At 38.0% G+C, this 19,047-nt stretch carries 15 protein-coding genes; 3 read left to right on the forward strand and 12 right to left on the reverse strand.

Features of this window, described 5'->3' with window-relative positions:
• Positions 1-10: 10 nt before the first annotated feature.
• On the reverse strand, positions 11-1,759 hold the full coding sequence (locus EV207_RS12235; RefSeq protein ID WP_243647046.1) for an FAD-dependent oxidoreductase: 1,749 nt from the start codon (positions 1,757-1,759) through the stop codon (positions 11-13).
• Between the two features lie 428 nt (positions 1,760-2,187).
• Between EV207_RS12235 and hxlR the strand changes: the two genes are divergently transcribed.
• The 3 genes from hxlR to EV207_RS12250 all read left to right on the forward strand — a co-directional run bounded on the left by hxlR (position 2,188) and on the right by EV207_RS12250 (position 5,840).
• Entirely contained in the window at positions 2,188-2,526 is a 339-nt protein-coding gene (hxlR, locus tag EV207_RS12240; RefSeq protein WP_132746440.1) for a transcriptional activator HxlR, read from the forward strand.
• Between the two features lie 615 nt (positions 2,527-3,141).
• Positions 3,142-4,137: an NAD(P)/FAD-dependent oxidoreductase gene (locus tag EV207_RS12245; protein ID WP_132746441.1), complete on the forward strand. Its 996-nt coding sequence runs from the start codon at positions 3,142-3,144 to the stop codon at positions 4,135-4,137.
• A gap of 197 nt (positions 4,138-4,334) precedes the next feature.
• Positions 4,335-5,840, forward strand: a complete 1,506-nt coding sequence (locus EV207_RS12250; RefSeq protein ID WP_132746442.1) for a glycine betaine uptake BCCT transporter — start codon at positions 4,335-4,337, stop codon at positions 5,838-5,840.
• Positions 5,841-6,113: 273 nt separating this feature from the next.
• Here EV207_RS12250 and EV207_RS12255 read toward each other — a convergent pair whose 3' ends face one another.
• The 11 genes from EV207_RS12255 to EV207_RS12305 all read right to left on the reverse strand — a co-directional run bounded on the left by EV207_RS12255 (position 6,114) and on the right by EV207_RS12305 (position 18,988).
• Positions 6,114-7,109, reverse strand: coding sequence for a Gfo/Idh/MocA family protein (locus EV207_RS12255; RefSeq protein ID WP_132746443.1), 996 nt, complete (start codon positions 7,107-7,109; stop codon positions 6,114-6,116).
• Positions 7,110-7,242: 133 nt separating this feature from the next.
• A complete protein-coding gene (locus EV207_RS12260) occupies positions 7,243-7,671 on the reverse strand; it encodes a Fur family transcriptional regulator (protein ID WP_132746444.1) in 429 nt (142 codons plus the stop codon).
• A 115-nt stretch (positions 7,672-7,786) separates the two neighbouring features.
• Positions 7,787-9,244 (reverse strand): catalase KatA, encoded by a 1,458-nt coding sequence (gene katA, locus EV207_RS12265; protein WP_424511368.1) that lies wholly within the window; start codon positions 9,242-9,244, stop codon positions 7,787-7,789.
• 76 nt (positions 9,245-9,320) lie between these two features.
• The gene (locus EV207_RS12270; RefSeq protein WP_132746446.1) at positions 9,321-9,581 is read right to left on the reverse strand and encodes an IDEAL domain-containing protein; all 261 of its coding nucleotides are present in this window, start codon (positions 9,579-9,581) and stop codon (positions 9,321-9,323) included.
• Between the two features lie 202 nt (positions 9,582-9,783).
• On the reverse strand, positions 9,784-10,473 hold the full coding sequence (gene rpe / locus EV207_RS12275) for a ribulose-phosphate 3-epimerase (protein ID WP_132746447.1): 690 nt from the start codon (positions 10,471-10,473) through the stop codon (positions 9,784-9,786).
• Positions 10,474-10,694: 221 nt separating this feature from the next.
• Positions 10,695-12,077, reverse strand: coding sequence for an ethanolamine permease (gene eat / locus EV207_RS12280; RefSeq protein ID WP_132746448.1), 1,383 nt, complete (start codon positions 12,075-12,077; stop codon positions 10,695-10,697).
• A 144-nt stretch (positions 12,078-12,221) separates the two neighbouring features.
• Positions 12,222-13,037, reverse strand: a complete 816-nt coding sequence (locus tag EV207_RS12285) for a helix-turn-helix transcriptional regulator (protein ID WP_243647047.1) — start codon at positions 13,035-13,037, stop codon at positions 12,222-12,224.
• A 73-nt stretch (positions 13,038-13,110) separates the two neighbouring features.
• Positions 13,111-13,701, reverse strand: a complete 591-nt coding sequence (locus EV207_RS12290) for a hypothetical protein (protein WP_132746450.1) — start codon at positions 13,699-13,701, stop codon at positions 13,111-13,113.
• Between the two features lie 90 nt (positions 13,702-13,791).
• Positions 13,792-15,735: a primary-amine oxidase gene (locus EV207_RS12295; RefSeq protein WP_132746451.1), complete on the reverse strand. Its 1,944-nt coding sequence runs from the start codon at positions 15,733-15,735 to the stop codon at positions 13,792-13,794.
• A 417-nt stretch (positions 15,736-16,152) separates the two neighbouring features.
• Positions 16,153-17,571: an NADP-dependent phosphogluconate dehydrogenase gene (gndA, locus tag EV207_RS12300; protein WP_132746452.1), complete on the reverse strand. Its 1,419-nt coding sequence runs from the start codon at positions 17,569-17,571 to the stop codon at positions 16,153-16,155.
• 79 nt (positions 17,572-17,650) lie between these two features.
• Positions 17,651-18,988, reverse strand: coding sequence for a glucose-6-phosphate isomerase (locus tag EV207_RS12305; protein WP_132746453.1), 1,338 nt, complete (start codon positions 18,986-18,988; stop codon positions 17,651-17,653).
• Between the last annotated feature and the right edge of the window lie 59 nt (positions 18,989-19,047).

A 19,047-nucleotide genomic window follows, 5' to 3' on the forward strand; every position in this document is an offset into this window, starting at 1 on the left:
ACATGCATTATCAAGAAATAACTAAATAAATCAGGCTGGCAAGCTTATGTATTTTTTCATTGCAATCTTGTGTACTTTTACCTTGCAAAACACAAAAAAACGTTGAAGCTGCTTTGCGAACGACTTTTATTTCGTCCTTTATGCCACCTAACTCATGCAGCATTAAAGTGCTCATTACAGTCCCAATTGGAATATCTATATTGTCCGTCGTCAATTCTTGTAAAAAACCTAGAGCTTCTTTACCACTGATTTCTAACCGTTTCTTTGTTGCAGTTACATCAAAAAGTCCAGCATGCTTTCGTGTATGAAGATGCTCAGCTTCAATAATTTGCGACCAATATTGAGCAGCCCATCCTTTACGTTTCAAAATACTTTTTTCATACGTTGCAACAAGCGAATCATTTACTTCATACCATTGCGGCTGTTCCCAGCCAGATTTCTCGTTAAAGTAAGCCCCTAATGTTTTTTGGCGGATAGAATATGGACTAAATCGCATGTTGCGTGACGTTTCAGGCTGCATGAATGGATGATGGATATCGTATATCTTTTCAAAGTTTTCAATAGACCGTTTTTTATAGTAAGCCGGACTTTGTGCGTATGTGTCAAAACGATTAATATCGCATAATTCCAAATCAAGGGTTGGCGCCCCATTTACGATCCATTCAGCCATAGATTTGCCAACACCTGCAGAATGGGTAACCCAGATCGCTTCTGCCACCCAAAAACCACGTACTTTCTGAGATTCTCCCAGCAGAGGCATACCATCAGGTGTAAATGAGAAGATACCATTTATGCCTTTTTTCATGCCTGCTTTTTTTAAGGCAGGTATAAGGTCAAGTGCATCTTGCCAAGGCTTTTCGAAATCTTCAGACGTAAAAGGTTTTATTGATGGCATTTCTTTTGTTTCACCATATTTAGTAATGTCGTTTTGCTCGACAGGCAATGGGCGATGTTGATAAGAACCAATACCTAAACCATTAAACACTTGGCGATAATACATGGCACTATCCTGATGACGGACAAGTGGTGTTGTAATTTCTTCTGTTTCATTGGCTAGTTCCATTAGGTCATTTGAAAGAGCATATTGATGAGCCATAGGTTGAAGAGGAATGGTGATTCCAGCCATTTCTCCAATGCGCGGGCCCCAGAATCCAGCGCAGCATATAACTAAGTCCGTTTCAAATTTCCCAGAACTTGTTTCAACTGCTTTTACCCTGCCATCTGCAACTTCAACACCCGTTACTTCTGTGTGGCCATAAAATTCACCGCCGCATGATCTAGTAAACGCCGCCATCTCTTCAATAGCGCGAAGTGGTTTGGCGATTCCATCTGAAGGGACATACAAACCGCCATAAATTTTATCCAAATTTATTAAAGAGCACTTTTGTGCACATTCTTCCGGTGAAAGGAGATATGCTTCCACTCCCCAAGACGATCCTACTCCCGCTTTTCTTTTTAAATCTTCTAATCGTTCTTGTGTGTTTGCTACTTCAAGGCTCCCTACGGAATAGAAAGAAGGCTGCCCTTCATGATTTAACTCTTTGAAAGCCTCTACCGTTTGGGAAGCTAAAGTTGTTAGCAATTTGGAAAAGTTAAGTTGATAAACGAGACCTGGAGCGTGCGATGTTGAACCTCCAGTTTCAAATAATGGCCCTTGCTCAATGACAGTAATGTTTCGCTTCCCCAATTTGCTTAAATAGTAGGCAATGCTGCATCCAACAATACCAGCTCCAATAATAGTAATTTTCTCTTGCTTCATAACTTCACATCACACTCCTTTTCTAATTAGAGAAAAATAAGATAGACACTCTTAGAAAGTGGGAATATTGTAATGCCGTTACGGTATTAACAAGTGCATAGATAAGAGAGCCAAATATTTTACACAAATTATAAACCCCGTTTTTCAGATAAAAAAGTATGCACTTTTTTTTCATATAGTGTAAAAAAATATACTGCGGTGAGACCAATCAATATTGAAGTCCTTAATCGAAGTATAGAAGATTCTCCAATTATCGGGTCTTCTCAGGACATCTGAATTTCAAAAGTAACGGGAATTTTATATAAATCACCTAATAATTTTGTTGGAATTAAATAAAATTAATTTAATATTATAAATTTTGTTTGTAAGTAAGCATTTTTTTATTATATATTGGAAAAAGAAAAAATATTGAATAAGGAGATTAAAATATGGGGCATGTTAATAGTAAGAGGTTTAACAGTGGTAAAGAATTGACTCTTTCTATCATTGGCGGTAAATGGAAAATGCTTATAATGTGGTACCTTGGTAAAGAAGGGACCAAACGATTTGGTGAACTAAAATCCTTAATTCCCGGTATTACGCACAGAATGCTCGTTAGTCAATTACGAGAACTTGAAGAAGACTTTATTGTCCATCGTGAAGTGTATCCTGTTGTTCCACCAAAGGTAGAGTATTCACTGACCGGAATAGGGGAAAGCCTCATGCCAATCCTCGAATCTATGTATGATTGGAGTAAAAACTATATGGAGACTGTCAGGAAAAACTAAGGTAGAATGATCCCTGATTTTCTTTAAATAGAATAAGTTATCACCATATACCTAAGCCAAAACAACCAAACACAGGGAAGAATGCACTGGAATCTCCCCCATAAACCTGACAGTATAAAAAAACTAATTTTAAAATCATTCAGATGATGGCCTCTATATTGAATCGGGGGCATCTTTTCTTATGTCTACTGGTATCTATAATTGATATAAATCAAGGATATAATTACCTTCATTTGAGGAAGCTGCGTCAGCGCTTCACAAAATGAGCAATAATAATCATTAAGGAGCCTAAGAGCACCTGCCTGCCTGTCTTATGGACCCGAAAAGTCATAATATAGGGTAATTATACCCATGTCAAATCATTCATCAATCGTATTAATAATCACTATTAGTATATTTTTAGACACTATTTAATAAAAAAGTGCATACTTTTTTATCTGAATATTTAATTTTATAATAGGCACATATTCAAACTTGGTAAAAACCAAATTTTAAATAGGGAGTGAAGGATTAATGGACATTCAATTTAGTTATCCCCCGTAAATATTGGAGAAATTTAAACTCCTAATATTCAGCAGGATAATCATCAAACACTTTTCCAATGGAGGGATATAGTTGAAAGAGGACACAAAAATATACGATATTACGATCATCGGTGGCGGCCCAGTAGGGATGTTTACGGCTTTCTACGGTGGACTGCGTCAAGCCACTGTAAAAATTATTGAAAGCTTGCCACAACTCGGTGGACAACTTTCTGCATTATATCCTGAAAAGTATATATACGATGTCGCTGGTTGTCCTAAGGTTATGGCACAAGTGTTAGTAAATAATTTAAAAGAACAAATGGATATGTTTAACCCGATGATCTGTCTCGAACAAGCTGTTGAAACAGTTGAAAAACAAAGTGATGGGATATTTAAATTAACTACAAACAGTGGTATGCATTATTCAAAAACGATTATCATTACAGCTGGCAACGGTGCATTTCAACCCCGTAGAATTGAACTTGAGGAAGCCTCTCAATTCGAGAATAGCAACCTCTACTATTTTATAGATGACTTGAATGCATTTGCAGGACAAAGAGTGCTCGTATGTGGCGGAGGGGACTCAGCTGTTGATTGGGCGCTTATGCTAGAACCAATTGCTGAAAAAGTAACACTGGTTCATAGGCGAGATAAATTCCGTGCTCATGAACACAGTGTTGAAAATCTACGAAAATCAAAGGTAGAGATACTTACGCCCTTCATTCCAAGTGTAATATATGGCAATGGGAAAATTGAGCAAGTTGTTTTAGAAGAAATAAAAGGAAGCGGGACTGAAATTCTGGATATTGATGCCATGATTGTAAACTTTGGCTTTGTCTCTTCGTTAGGACCCATCAAGGATAATTGGGGTCTGGAAGTTCAAAAAAATACTATTGTCGTTAACAGCAGGATGGAAACAAATATTGAGGGAATATACGCTGCAGGAGACGTATGTACATATGATGGTAAAGTAAAGTTAATTGCAAGCGGATTCGGAGAAGCTCCTACTGCTGTTAACAATGCTAAAGCATATATGGACCCAAAAGTCCGCTTACAGCCCCTTCATAGTACAAGTTTGTTTGCATAACACGCCATAAAAAGAAGCCCTCATGAAGCGATTGTTGTCTTTAACGGCAAAATTGTTAATTTTATAATCGAAGGAAGAGTTAACCGATATCATAAAATATTAATTTTCATTTCCTAGATACCACACAATAAATCAGTTGTTCTCATTCTCTTTGACTCGCTAGTTGGCCCTTCCACCATTTACTAGGAGGAATTAAGATGATAAAGAAAAACAGCGTTTTTCTTATTTCACTGTTGCTAACCCTCTTTTTTATTGTTTGGGGAGTTTTTTTAAAAAACAATCTAGCCAAAGTCACTAATACGATTTATAATAGTTCAATTGATTACCTGGGTTGGGTTTACCTCGGTGCTGCCCTTTTCTTTGTGGTATTCTCAGTTTATTTATTGTTCTCTAAATACGGTCATATACGGCTGGGTAAGGAAACAGACCAGCCCGAATTCAGGACCGGTTCATGGCTAGCGATGTTATTCGGCGCAGGGATGGGAATCGGCATAGTTTACTGGAGTGTTGCTGAACCCGTCACCCACTTTACAAATCCGCCTTATGGAAAACCCTATACAGTCGATTCAGCCAACTTAGCGATGAAATATGTTTTTTTCCATTGGGGCTTGGACCCTTGGGCAATTTACACCATAATTGGTTTGGCTTTGGCCTTTTTTCAATATAACAAAAAGCTGCCAGCTGCAGTCAGCTCGGCCTTCTATCCCATTTTGAAGGATAAAATCTATGGGCCAATTGGTAAAACGATCGATATATTGTCCGTATTTGCAACAGTCTTTGGCATTGCAACATCTCTGGGTCTAGGGGCCATGCAGGTTACAGCCGGGATGCACGCCATATTTCATGTTCCGAATACGCTAATCGTTCAACTTATTGTGATCACAGTTGCCACCATTCTTTTTATCATTTCAATCAATACTGGGCTAGAAAAAGGCATTCAATATCTATCCAATACTGCAATTATCCTATCATTTGCCATCATGTTAATGGTTTTAATTGTTGGTCCAACTCTAACAATATTTAAAGTCCTGTTTAATACGACTGGGAACTATTTAAGTGACTTTGTCCATATGAGTTTAAGGTTAGCACCTTTTAGTAAGGACACTTGGATAGCATCGTGGACGCTATTTTATTGGGCATGGTGGATTGCTTGGGCGCCTTTCGTTGGAATGTTTATAGCCCGCGTCTCAAAAGGAAGGACCATTCGGGAGTTTGTCGTCGGTGTGCTACTTGTACCCACAGTTGGGACTTGCCTTTGGATGTCCGTATTTGGCGGCTCTGCACTTGATATTGTTCAAAATATGGGTGGCCACGACATGGCCAAGGAGATTGCAAATAATGTCTCACTATCGATCTTCATTTTCTTTGATCATCTTAGTTTAAGTTCCGTCTTAAGCATTTTGGGTTTTGCTGTTGTAGCCATTTACTATATAACGGTTGCTGACACATCAACCTTTGTACTGGGAATGCTTAGTGAAGGCGGAACACTGAATCCCTCTAATAAGATTAAAATGACGTGGGGAATCATCCAGTCAGCCGTTGCTGCTGTACTGCTTTTAGCCGGTGGGCTAAACGTTTTACAAACAGCTTCCATTGCAGCTGCCCTGCCCTTTGCCATTATTATGGTCATCATGTGCTTTTCCCTGCTGAAAGGTTTAAAAAGTGAAGAAAAAGTGCAAGAGAACCAAAAAAAGGCCGTTTAAGTACAGGTAGATATGGTTTAATGCCAAACTTTTCATCCCTACATCAACCAATGGAAAATTATGCGGCTTTAGTATTAAATGGCTGCCAATCCTAAGCGGGTGCAGATTGTAACGACAAATTCCGCTTTACTGTACATTTTTGTGATTTGCACCCCTTATAAATATACTAGATATAGAAAACAGACATTTATCCTTCTGCCCTTACTGTAATAAAGTGCTGCTAAAGAGAATACCCCCAGAATCATCGATCACAAACTTTTTCCCCTAATAACACTAGAATTTTTTCATTTTATCCGCCGGAAACGTCAATCCGGTTTGTTCCCTTACTTCCTCCATGATCTTCATTGTTATCATTGAATGATGATGGGAATTGATCCTTGATTCCAACTGGTTTGTCTTGATTAACTTTATAAATTCGGCTGCCTCATAGGCCATTGTTTTATTGGATTGATGTTGTGTCATGTCCTCTGTGGAACCATCACGATAGCGAATATCTACCTTATTAGGGGCACTTATTTTATCAATGATGATGTTTCCATTTTCCCCTTGAATTTCAGTAGGCAAGTAAGAATCCGTTATTTTCGAATACATAATGATGGCATCCATATCATGATATTTCAATAATATGCTGCCTTCCCCATCTACACCCGATTCAAGCATTAGGGCATTCGCCTGAACATGGGAAGGCTCGCCAAACAACACAGCCATTGGATAAATACAATAGATGCCAATATCCATTAAAGCTCCGTTTGAAAATGAAGGGTTAAATGCATTTAAAACCGTCCCTTCCTTATACGCATCGTAACGCGAAGAATATTGGCAATAGCTTGCGAAATAGCGGCGGATTTTCCCGATCTTATGTAAATTGTCAGTGATGCTTTGGAAACTAGGAAGCACAGTGCCTTTCATAGCTTCCATTAATACAACGTGATTTTTTTTGGCGGCTCGGATCATTTTATCCAATTCTGCTGTATTGGAAGCAATAGGCTTTTCACATAAAACATGTTTGCCGTGGTTCATAAGCAGGATAGCTTGTTCAGCGTGACATGAATTTGGACTGGCAATATAAACGGCATCGATTGTATCACTGCCTGCCATTGTTTCTAAATCAGTAAAAGTTGTTTGGCAATTATACTTACCGGCAAATTCTTTTGCCCGTTCTTCCGTTCTTGAATAGACAGCACTCAAAGTAAAATCATCCAAATCACTTGCATGGTGAATAAACTGCTCAGTAATTCGATTAGTTCCAATAACACCAAAACGTATCATTATTTTTATTCCCCCTTAAATCCGTTGTTAAAGCCAACCTATAAATCTTCTATGGTCTAGTATATAACCTTCTCACTTGCAAAAAAATATCCCAGAAGGAAGTCATACACTTTCTGGGTTCGGCTTTATTTGGTTATGTTTTGTTACAGTCTGGGCAGGTCCCATAAGCCTCAAAGAAATGTTGAGTTATAGTATAACCCGTTTTCCTTTCCGCAAAGCGTTCTACATCAACTAATTTAGGATAGTCAAAATCACGTATTTTTCCGCAAGATGTACAAACAACATGATAATGAAAGGAGGTTGCCCATTCATAACGGCTTGACGCCCGGCCAAATATGAGTTCATTTACAATACCATACTTTTTAAAACATTTTAAAGCATTATAAACCGTAGCGTTTGTCATAAAAGGCAATTTATGTGTCAACGAATTGAAAATGTCATCCGCCGTTGGATGTGACTCAGCGTTTGCCAAATAATCCATTATAGCCATTCGTTGAGGGGTCATCCTTATACCATTTTGTTTTAAAAGTGAGACTCCCTCCTTAACACGATGTTGATTCATTTCAACACCTCATTATTTATTTTAGATCCTAATAGCAGAAAAGATCATCACCAGATGACCTTTTCCCTATTATAGTTTGAGAATAGATTGAGATAAATGATTATGTGTATCGTTCTTAAACTTCCTGCGGTATTGGCAAACCAAGACCCTCTGCGACACGCTTTCCATACTCGGGATCCGCTTTATAGAAGTGGCCGATTTGGCGAAGCTTAATATCATCGCTTTCTACCGGTTTCATCGCCCCAACAATATTTTCAACAAGACGCATCTTTTCTTCCTTACTCAAGAGACGGTATAAGTCACCAGCTTGAGTGTAATGGTCCTCACTGTCATAAGCCACGCTTTCCGCTACTCCGGATACTGAGTAAGCTGCTTGTTTGCTCTCCGGTGCCTCCGCGGGCCCGCCAAGACTGTTTGGCTCGTAGTATGCGGAACCTCCGCCATTGCTGTCAAAGCGCATTTGGCCATCTCGTTGATAGTTGTTTACTTCTACCTTTGGCCGATTAATAGGCAGCATTTGATGGTTGGCACCTACACGATAACGGTGTGCATCATGGTAGGCAAATAGACGTCCTTGCAGCATTTTATCTGGAGATACATCTATCCCGGGTACAAGTGTTCCAGGCGAAAAGGCCGCTTGTTCAACTTCGGCAAAATAGTTCTCAGGATTTTTGTTTAATACCATCCGCCCCACTTCAATTAACGGATAGTCTTTTTGAGACCAGACTTTTGTAACATCAAATGGATCAAAACGATACGTATCTGCGTCTTCAAGCGGCATAATTTGAACACACAGTTTCCATGAAGGATAATCGCCCTTTTCAATAGCATTATATAAATCTTCTATGTGGTAATCAGGATTTTCAGAAGCTAGACGGTCAGCAACATCTGTGGCAAGATTTTTAACACCTTGTTCGGTTTTAAAGTGGTATTTAATCCATACGCCATCACCATCAGCATTGGTCCATTTAAATGTATGACTTCCGTAACCATGCATATGGCGGAAAGTCGCAGGAATGCCGCGATCAGACATTAAGGTCGTTACTTGGTGTAATGATTCTGGTGATAGCGACCAGAAATCCCATACTGCATTTGGATTTTTCAAATGTGTTTTTGGATTTCTCTTTTGAGTATGAATGAAATCAGGGAATTTAATAGCATCTCGAATAAAAAATACGGGTGTATTATTCCCTACTAAATCATAATTCCCATCTTCTGTGTAGAACTTAACTGAAAACCCCCGAGGATCACGGACCGTATCAGCAGATCCAAGTTCACCAGCAACTGTAGAGAATCTAACAAATAAAGGTGTCTGTTTTCCAACTTCGGATAAGAACTTAGCTTTAGTATACTTTGTTAGATCATTGGTCACTTCGAAGTAACCATGTGCTCCGCCGCCTTTAGCATGAACAACGCGTTCTGGGACACGTTCACGATTAAAATGCGCTAATTTTTCCAGCAGGTGGACATCTTGAATTAACGTTGGGCCCCGTGAGCCGGCTGTCATGGAGTTCTGGTTATCGCCAACAGGAGCACCCCAACTTGTAGTAAGATTTTCATTACTTTTACTCAATATAATCACCATCCTTAATCTATTAATACAATAATAACATTTATTATATAGAAATCAATACCTTTTTATATTTACTTTAATCTGATGAAAATTTAGAAATATCATCCGGCTCCAAATCCTTCAATTTAGCGTATTGAGCAGCTAATTCAAGAAATAAAGTCTTATTTTTTGAATCTAGAGCATCATTGATCTTAGTTTCAAGGAGTCCTCGTTTATAGGCAAGTATCGCTTTATCTAGGATCATTTGTATCTGATCATTAGTAACTTGTTTTTGCCTTTGTGCTTTAAGGATTTTCATGTTCTCACTGTAAGATCTATATGGTCTTTTATTTTTCATGACAGATCACCTCACTTATTAGTAAGATATAATCGCCTTTTAGGCTAATATACATAACGGTGATGATGCCTCGTCCAATTAAATTTGAATCGGACTTTGTCATAAAGTATTAGACAGGTGATGGTCCTGACTTTCAAAAAATGAACTTTTAACTTGTCTCAATATTTGCGTCTCACCCAAAATACAATGTGCCAGCAATTTTTTAATCAGCATGGGTAAGCTTGTAAAAGCTCGGTTTACCCGTTTTTTCGACCCTGATACTTCTAATTGCCTGACCTCGATCCGTTTGATTATAAATGGCTGAACCCGCTACTAGCACATTCGCTCCCGCATCGATACATAATTTAGCCGTCTCGGGATTTATACCGCCATCTACCTCTATTTCGACTTTCAACTCTCGCTTTTCTACAATGGTTGCAATCTGTCTAATTTTTGGTAAGACTGACTTAATAAAAGATTGCCCCCCAAATCCCGGATTTACCGTCATAAGCAATACAAGGTCAACATCCTCTATCACATGTTCAATCATGGAGACGGGAGTATGTGGATTTAGAACTACTCCAGCTCTTATGCCCTCAGACTTAATATGTTGAATGGTTTTGTGCAAATGATGACAGGCTTCAACATGCACAGATAATAAATCAGCACCCGATTTAGTGAAAGTCTCAATGTATTGATCAGGATTTTCTATCATTAAATGTACATCTAAAGGCAGGTTTGTGACAGGTCTAATTGCCTCAACAATCATTGGACCAATAGTTATGTTTGGAACAAAATGACCATCCATGACATCAATATGGATATAATCTGCTCCCCCTTGTTCCACATCTTTGATTTCCTCCTCAAGCATTGCAAAATCAGCCGAAAGAATAGAAGGTGCTATCTTGGTCATAATAAATACCTCGACTTTCTATTAAGTATAAAGATTCATATACCTTTGAAAGTATTAACTAAGAAAGAACGCCAATTGACTCTCAAGGAGCATCTATTTTAAAGTAATTATAATTTAAGTTCCGAAAAAAATGAAAGTACGCATTTTTAAATCATATAGTGACTAAAAATATACCGTGTAAGAAAGGTGTGTCTTTATTCGATACATATAAAATGGTTTTCTTAGTTTATATTTTCTTCCTCTTGGTATTCTACTTTTTCTACTTCACCCGAAATAATCGAAAATTGTTCTTCTGGGGCATCTTTGTTGATATGATACTTAGCCCATGCATAAAAATAAATAACTGCTGCAGCGAAAATGGCGACGTTAATAAAGAAAAAGGTAGGGTCCTTAAAAATACTTGAAAACAAAGCAATTATACTAATAATTATAGACACGATAGGAACTGCTGGATAAAGTGGTGCTTTGTATGGACGAGCAAGTTCAGGCTCTTTTTTGCGTAGAATAATAAGAGATAAATTCATCATAATGTAAGAAACCAATGCCCCAAAGGTGGCAATTAAAATTAATCGATCCGGATTAAACATAAGAACAAAAATGAATCCCAATATCCCAGGGATAACAATCGCCATATAAGGAGTACGACGTTTTTTGTTTAATAGGGATAAGAACTTGGGCAAGTAACCGGCTCTTGATAACGCAAAAACTTGTCGGGAATATGCTAAGACCGACCCAGCTAAACTTGCAAGCATTCCAAACAAACCAACTACAGAGAGGACACTAATTAACCATGAATGTTTATTAACACCTGCAGCTATTGCATAAGACAGTGGATTTTCTTCTTTAGACGCCGCTCCAGCACCTCCAAGTCCAACAGTGACTGTGACAACAAGGAATGCAAGGATGACAAGCGTGAAAATTGCCCTCATAATACCTTTTGGCATATCTCTTACAGGATTGCGGCATTCTTCTGATAGCATCGGTAACATTTCCATGCAGATGTACAGCCACATAGCATAAGGTAGTGCGGCCCAAATACCTGAAATCCCTCCAGGAATGAGACTTCCCCCAAAAAGTTTATCAGCACTAATATATGGCATCCCATAAAAAGAGAATAAAAGGACAATACTAACAGATATCGTAACAAGGATCATCTCAATTGTTGCATATTCATTAACACCCAATATGTGCACAATAAAGAAAAAAACATATAAGACTGCTGCAGCGAAAATAGGGTCGATTGCGGGAATAAGAAAATGCACATAATACCCGGCTCCAGAAGTAAACACAGCGGTACCCACTGCAAACTCCAATGTAACACCTAAGCCAGTGATGAATCCGGCTAATGGCCCCATTGCTCTTCTAGTAAAAGCATAAGCTCCTCCAGCGTGGGGCATCGTTGTGGCTAATTCCGAAAGTGATAAGCACAATGTTACATACATAATACCTATTATTGCAGTAGCGATTAACATTCCCACATAGCCAGATTCGGCTAACCCATAATTCCAGCCGAAATATGACCCTGAAATAACGATCCCTACTCCAAGTCCCCATATTTGAATGGGTCCTAAAACTTTCTTTAATTCCAGGTTGTTATTACTCATTAGAAAAACCTCCTTATTCTTTGTTAACTCTGAAAATAAATAATTTATAAATCTAATATCCTTACTGGAATATGGGTATATCTATTAGGAAGGATTGAAGGTGTATAGTAGTATAGTAGATAATCAAAATTGGCAATAAAATTTTTACCAACCATGAGAAAGATTTTCAATAAATTGTGTGGGGGTTAAATCGACAAATTTTTTAAATCCTTTTATAAAATGGGCTTGATCATGGTATCCGTTTTCATATGCGATGTCTAAGGAATTGTAACTTCTTTCCTTGAAAATCATTGCTAAAGAATTTTGGAACCTAACCATTTCACTAAATTGTTTTGGTGAAAATCCAATAGATTCTTCAAATTTTTTCCGTAAATACCGATCAGAATATCCGGTATCCATTGAAAGTTGGTTAATATTTATATTACCTTTATTTTTGTAGATTTTTTTAATAGCGTATTCAACAATGGACTGGCAACTCATATCAGAAATAAGACTATTAACAAACTTTCCAAATAACTCTATTCTTTCATCAAAGGACTTTTTAAATAGTATTTTCTCTAAAATAATAGGATCTACCGGCATAATATCTACTAAAGGTATTTTTTTACCTAGAAGTTCTCTCATCGAATACTTCAACTTAATAATTCCTTGTTCAGGGAAAAGCCTAACACCGAAATACTCACACTCTTCTTGAAAATCCAGCTGTTCACTCCGTTGCAGTGGACTTGTCCAAAGGAAAATAGATGGCTTCTTTGGGTCACAGCAAAATAGCAGATCAATAGATCCATCAGGAATTAGCGAAAAAGAATTAATCGATTCCTTTTGAGTTTTAAATTGATAATATAAAGCAATGTTTTTGTTAATTGAACTCCTTAATGGCTTGTATTCGATATAATCCTCCATTTTATATTGGACTTCGGGTTGAGAAGGGAAAAAGGTAAGGGCTTTCAAACTAGTCACTCCCTTTAATTCTTAAATCACAACAATAGTTACACTGAAGTTTGCTTTAAGATTGTTTTATTTTATACCCTTTTTATTTCTCATCCATGGTCTGGTGGTGATGTTGTTCCCTATTTTTCTGATTATTATCTCCTACAGAAGCAGTTTCCAGGTGGGCAAAAGTAAATATTATTATAGTTGAAATAACGGATGTAATAATCCAAGGATAAGAATGGGGAAAAAGGTTCGAATTATCCTTTTTTGTCTCCAATTCTGTGTTAATTAAGAAAACTATGGACAAAACACTTAGAATAAATAGGATATCAAGAAACACCAATATGAATCTAAAATTATCATGCGGTAACATTACACCTAACATTGCTCCCATCATTCCACCCATTATCCCAGCCGCAACTCCTTCAACCGTAACAAGAAGATTAGTTGGCTTTCCCACTAAAAATCCAACTATAAAACCAAAAGACATTGCAATAATTGTCGAAAGTGAGAGATCACTTTTAAAAACGACTCCGGCAATTAAGCCAATATCTAAACTGCTAATCATTCCTAACACCATTGCAATTGTCATCCTTGTCATATTTCCTAAGGAATTTCGGTTACGATATACTTTCCACAGACAGATACCTGAGTATATTAAAACAAGTAAAGCACTTACAGTTAGTATCATCGGATTACCTCCGGAACATTAGGCTTAAATGACTAAAGAAAAGGAGAAAAAGGAATTGTTTAATTCAATTCCCTTTTCATTTTAAAACCTTTAATTATGACAACTTGATCCTTTTTTATGAGCTGGGCGCGGCAAATCAAGAGCAGGGTTACGGTCAAAGAATCCCACCGGTTTTAACTGGAAGCTTTGATAAGCAGTAGGCATCACTGGCCAATCCTCAGTTCGTGTAATGTGATGGTGGCCCATCGTATACCAAATAACGACATCCTCATTCTCAATCTGGCGGTCGCCTTTTACGAAATGTTCTAAGCTGTCTCCGCCTTTATGCTGGTTAGGATATTTTCCAGAAGCGTACATTTGGTTCCGATCAAATTTTGTTACATGCAGATGATTTTTAATAAATCCCGCACGCTGAATGAGAGTCGCATCATCGCCCGCAAATGGAAGACAATTTTCACCGGTTACAAGTTTATATCCCACTGGTTGACCAACAAAGTTTTTAGAATCGGGATTAATAATTTTCCATGTTCTCTGTGAGGGTAAATCTATATTTCGTACTGATTCTGTTTCCGTTTTAAAGGTCCTCGATACAGGATAAAAGGCATTATTATTCGGATTTTCTAAACTTGGTTTTTCTGCTACCGTATGCTGTTCTACAACGGAATTTTTCATTCCATCAATTTGTGTATCGATACGAAAATTAAAGAAATGTTGATGATGCGGCGCATTTACCTGTGGAGAAATCATCGTTCCATACTTAGGTACTTCGCCTTCATCAAGCGCCCCAACATTCAATATTCCAGTTAATTTAACCTCTTGTTCAATCGTTCCATCTGGATAAAACGACCAGAAGAATCCGTAATCATAGTTTGCTACTGTTGCAAAAAACGAGATAACAAATCGGCGTGAACGGCGGACCTCTACTTGATTTGTTCTCCAGTCCGTATGTTTCCAAGCTACTCCGTAATCTTCTTCATGAAGACAAATTGCATTTTTGATTGTGAGTGGTTCTCCTTTACTATTTGCTATGGTAGCATCGAAGTAACGGATATCACCGACACAGTCACAACCCAGCTCTAACGAGTTTGCTAGTTGTCCCATTCCGTATTCCCCGGCATCAAAAGCATTCTGCCAGTTATGAGCAGGATTTGTATCTCCATAAGGGACAACCATTTCAGATAATGAGGCACGATATAGGATTGGACGTACTTTCCCTTTATCCTCATATCCTACCGTGTGAATAACAAGTCCTTCCCTAGGAGTATATCCAAATCTGATTTTCCATTTTTGCCATTCAATAGAATGCCCTTCAACTTTAAAACTTGGACCTTCAGGTTGAACGATATCTAATGGTTTTAAATCTTTTCTTGTTTCAATATCATAACCTTTAGCTGTTTCAGGTGTATAAGCACCATCCAAAGGTGGAAGCGGCTTTACACCATAGTCTTCAATTCTTAAAATTTCCATCTTATTTACATCGACTACAGCTATAAGACCTGTAAGAGGAAAAGCATAGCCATTTTCGTTAGCAGATGGCCTTACCCAAGCTAGTGCACGAATAAGTCTTTTGCCTTCATCTTCCTTGATATTAAAGTAACCAGAAGACCAGGGATCTACCATTACTAAGCTTGGATCTGTAACACCCCTCTTTATAAGAGCTGCTTGATAGTCAGGATCGTTTATCACTAATTGTTCAACTTCATCAAATTCATCTAAAATAAATCCTGGCCGCACATCTTGGATAAGTTCCCATGACATGACATCTTCCTTCGTGATGGATACAACAGCCTCATATGTTTTGCTAGTTTCTGGTTCTAAAAGGATAATAAATGCTTCCCGCTCAACAGGCTCCCCTTTTTTAAAACTTGTAACAACATCTTTCTCTGGTTCATTTAATAAAACTTGGGCAAACCTCGAATTGACACTAATATTCTTCTTCTTTCTTAAAATCGCCACAGCTTTAGTAATTTCATCTGCCGTAAGTGGTTCCAAAGGATGAGCAACTTTTTGTAATACCTGTTCGTTTGTTTCCACAAAAATAACCTCCTTTATAATTTAGGACATCCACGAGTTCGTTGTGGCAGCAACTTCTACTTACGTGAGTCCTATGATTAAAAATAATTATAAGTTAATTCGGTAATGAGTTATTGTAAAAAACGGAATTATCACACAAAATGTCGAACGCTAGTTTTGAATCATGTTTTATATTAACCAATTTGAAAATTCAGTCTATTACTCCGATAAACTTCCACACTAGAACCAGACGGGCGATGCTTAAGAATAAACAGCTATTTGATGAACAACTATAATAACTGAAATCGCCAAAAGAAATAGCAATCCCCCTTTTCTTAATCCCTTTTAATTCATTTTCTATTTTTTTTAGGTCTTTAATTTTGTCCTTATTAATAAGATCTTATTGTCGGTGCAAAGGGCCTACTGGGCAAGGGATGTCTATGCATTTTGAAACCATTTCGTATGAAATATTCCTTTCTTATCTACACGCTGGTATGTGTGCGCACCAAAGTAATCGCGTTGGGCTTGTAACAGGTTGGCGGGTAATGTTTCTGAACGATAACTGTCATAGTAAGATAAGGCGCTAGAGAGCGCGGGCACCGCGATACCCCTCTCAATTGCTATTGCAAGTACTTGACGTAAGGCCGATTGATAGCTTTCTACAATTTCTTTAAAATAAGGATCTAAAAATAAATTGGACAAGTTAGGATCACGGTTATAAGCATCTTTAATTTTTTGTAAGAATTGTGCACGAATGATACAACCCCCGCGGAAAATCATCGAAATATCGCCATAGCGAAGGTCCCATCCATACTCTTCAGATGCAGAATGCATCTGTGCAAACCCTTGAGCATATGAACAAATTTTACTCATATATAAAGCTTTTCGAACCGCTTCAATTAACTTATCCTTATTACCCGTATACTCCCTCACTTCAGGTCCTTTTAATAGCTTACTTGCCTTAACTCGCTGTTCCTTCAAGGAAGAAATAAAACGAGCAAATACGGATTCTGTGATGATTGGAAGTGGTACTCCTAAATCTAAAGCACTTTGGCTTGTCCATTTACCTGTGCCCTTTTGACCTGCTGTATCTAAAATCACATCAATAAGGGGTTTACCTGTTTCCCCGTCTACCTTTGTGAAGATGTCTGCAGTAATTTCAATGAGATAACTGTCCAATTCACCTTTATTCCACTCTGCAAACACGTGATGTAGTTCAGGAGCGGTTAAACCACAAACATGTTTCATTATAAAATACGCTTCCGAAATTAACTGCATATCCCCGTATTCGATGCCGTTATGAACCATTTTGACGTAATGACCAGCACCATTTGGGCCAATATAGGTGCAACAAGGAACCTCCTCTACTTTAGCTGAAATGGACTCCAAAATGGGTTTCACAAAAGCATAAGCTTCTTTTTGGCCACCCGGCATAATAGAAGGTCCCTTCAATGCCCCCTCTTCCCCACCTGAAATACCTGTACCGATAAAATGAATACCTATCCTTTCTAATTCATTATTACGCCTCATCGTATCCTGAAAAAAGGCATTTCCGCCATCGATAATAATGTCCCCTTTTTCAAGGTAAGGTTTTAACGAATTAATGATTGCGTCTGTTGGTCCGCCTGCCTTAACCATTAATAAAATTTTGCGCGGTTTTTCTAATGAATTAACAAATACGTCGATACTTTTTGCACCAATAAAATTTTTCCCTACCGCTTCGTCCTGTAGAAATGCATCTGTCTTTTCAGATGAACGGTTATATACAGAAACAGAATAACCTCGGCTTTCAATATTCAAAGCAAGATTTTTCCCCATTACTGCTAATCCGATAACACCAATTTGTTGTTTTTCCATAGTCAATCACCACTTCTATTTTTTTAATTTGATCACAAATAACAATTAAGCAAAGATCTTCAATATAAATGATGCCGATTTATTTGAATAAACGCTTTTCAAGTTGTTTTTTTTCGCCTTCAAATCCCGGCTTGCCAAGTAGGGCAAACATGTTTTTCTTATAGGCCTCAACTCCAGGTTGGTCAAATGGGTTTACACCTAACAAATGTCCGCTGATACCGCAAGCCTTCTCAAAAAAGTAAACCATCTCACCAAAGGTATATTCATTCATTTGATCCAGCTCTACAATAAGGTTTGGTACTTCTCCATCCACATGGGCTAATAAAGTCCCCTGAAATGCTTTTTTATTGACTTCATCCATGGTCTTACCAGCTAAATAGTTCAGCCCATCTATATTTTTAGGATCCTTTTGAATAGATAGGTGGATTCGAGGTTCCTTTATCTGCAGAACCGTTTCTATAAAATTCCGGCTGCCTTCTTGGACATATTGCCCCATAGAATGCAAATCTGTCGTAAAATCAACGGAGGCAGGGAAAAGGCCTTTCTGGTCCTTTCCCTCGCTTTCTCCAAATAGTTGTTTCCACCATTCTGAAACATAGTGAAGGGAAGGCTCATAATTGACTAATAATTCAATTGCTTTTCCTTTACGATAAAGTACATTTCGTACAGCCGCGTACTGATAACATTCATTGGTTGATAGATCAGGATGGTTATATTTTTGGTATGCCTTTTCGGCTCCTTGCATCATTTGATCAATATTAAGCCCGGATACCGCAATGGGCAAGAGACCTACCGCCGTTAATACAGAATACCTTCCCCCAACATTATCCGGAATTACAAAGGTTTCATATCCCTCTTGGTCGGCAAGTTTTTTTAATGCTCCCTTTGCTTGATCGGTGGTAGCATAAATTCGCCCTTTTGCCCCTTCTTTGCCATACTTTTCTTCCATAAAATTACGGAAAATACGAAAAGCAATTGCAGGCTCTGTCGTTGTTCCCGATTTAGAGATAACATTAACAGAGATATCCTTTCCTTCTAATAGCTCTAGTAAATGAGAAATATAAGTCGAGCTAGTATTCTGACCAGCGAAATAAATTTGTGTTGTATTGTTCATTTGGTTATGAAAACTATGGGATAAAGCTTCAATTGCCGCCCTTGCTCCTAAATAGGAACCGCCGATGCCAATAACTACAAGAGCCTCTGAATGACTTTGGATTCTCTCAGCGGCTTGTTTCATTCGCACAAATTCATCTGCATCATAGTAAATGGGCCAATCTGCCCATCCGAGAAAATCGGATCCTGGACCTTTTTTCTCATGAAGTCTGTGATGAGCTACTTTTACAAATTCATTTAAATGATCTACCTCACTCTTTTTCATGAAGGACAATGCGTTGGAATAATCAAAGAAAATAGTCATTCATTCTCTTTTCCTTTCAGTCATAGATTCATGTTATTGTTTTCTTGCATAGCGCTTTT

The organism is Scopulibacillus darangshiensis, assembly GCF_004341035.1.
GTDB lineage: Bacteria > Bacillota > Bacilli > Bacillales > Sporolactobacillaceae > Scopulibacillus > Scopulibacillus darangshiensis.

Coding starts and splice junctions, on each gene's coding strand:
- EV207_RS12235 (WP_243647046.1), bottom strand. CDS start 1,759: ATGAAGCAAGAGAAAATTACTATTATTGGAGCTGGTATTGTTGGATGC.
- EV207_RS12305 (WP_132746453.1), bottom strand. CDS start 18,988: ATGACTATTTTCTTTGATTATTCCAACGCATTGTCCTTCATGAAAAAG.
- EV207_RS12250 (WP_132746442.1), top strand. CDS start 4,335: ATGATAAAGAAAAACAGCGTTTTTCTTATTTCACTGTTGCTAACCCTC.
- EV207_RS12255 (WP_132746443.1), bottom strand. CDS start 7,109: ATGATACGTTTTGGTGTTATTGGAACTAATCGAATTACTGAGCAGTTT.
- EV207_RS12260 (WP_132746444.1), bottom strand. CDS start 7,671: ATGAATCAACATCGTGTTAAGGAGGGAGTCTCACTTTTAAAACAAAAT.
- rpe (WP_132746447.1), bottom strand. CDS start 10,473: ATGACCAAGATAGCACCTTCTATTCTTTCGGCTGATTTTGCAATGCTT.
- gndA (WP_132746452.1), bottom strand. CDS start 17,571: ATGGAAAAACAACAAATTGGTGTTATCGGATTAGCAGTAATGGGGAAA.
- EV207_RS12270 (WP_132746446.1), bottom strand. CDS start 9,581: ATGAAAAATAAAAGACCATATAGATCTTACAGTGAGAACATGAAAATC.
- hxlR (WP_132746440.1), top strand. CDS start 2,188: ATGGGGCATGTTAATAGTAAGAGGTTTAACAGTGGTAAAGAATTGACT.
- eat (WP_132746448.1), bottom strand. CDS start 12,077: ATGAGTAATAACAACCTGGAATTAAAGAAAGTTTTAGGACCCATTCAA.
- EV207_RS12290 (WP_132746450.1), bottom strand. CDS start 13,701: ATGATACTAACTGTAAGTGCTTTACTTGTTTTAATATACTCAGGTATC.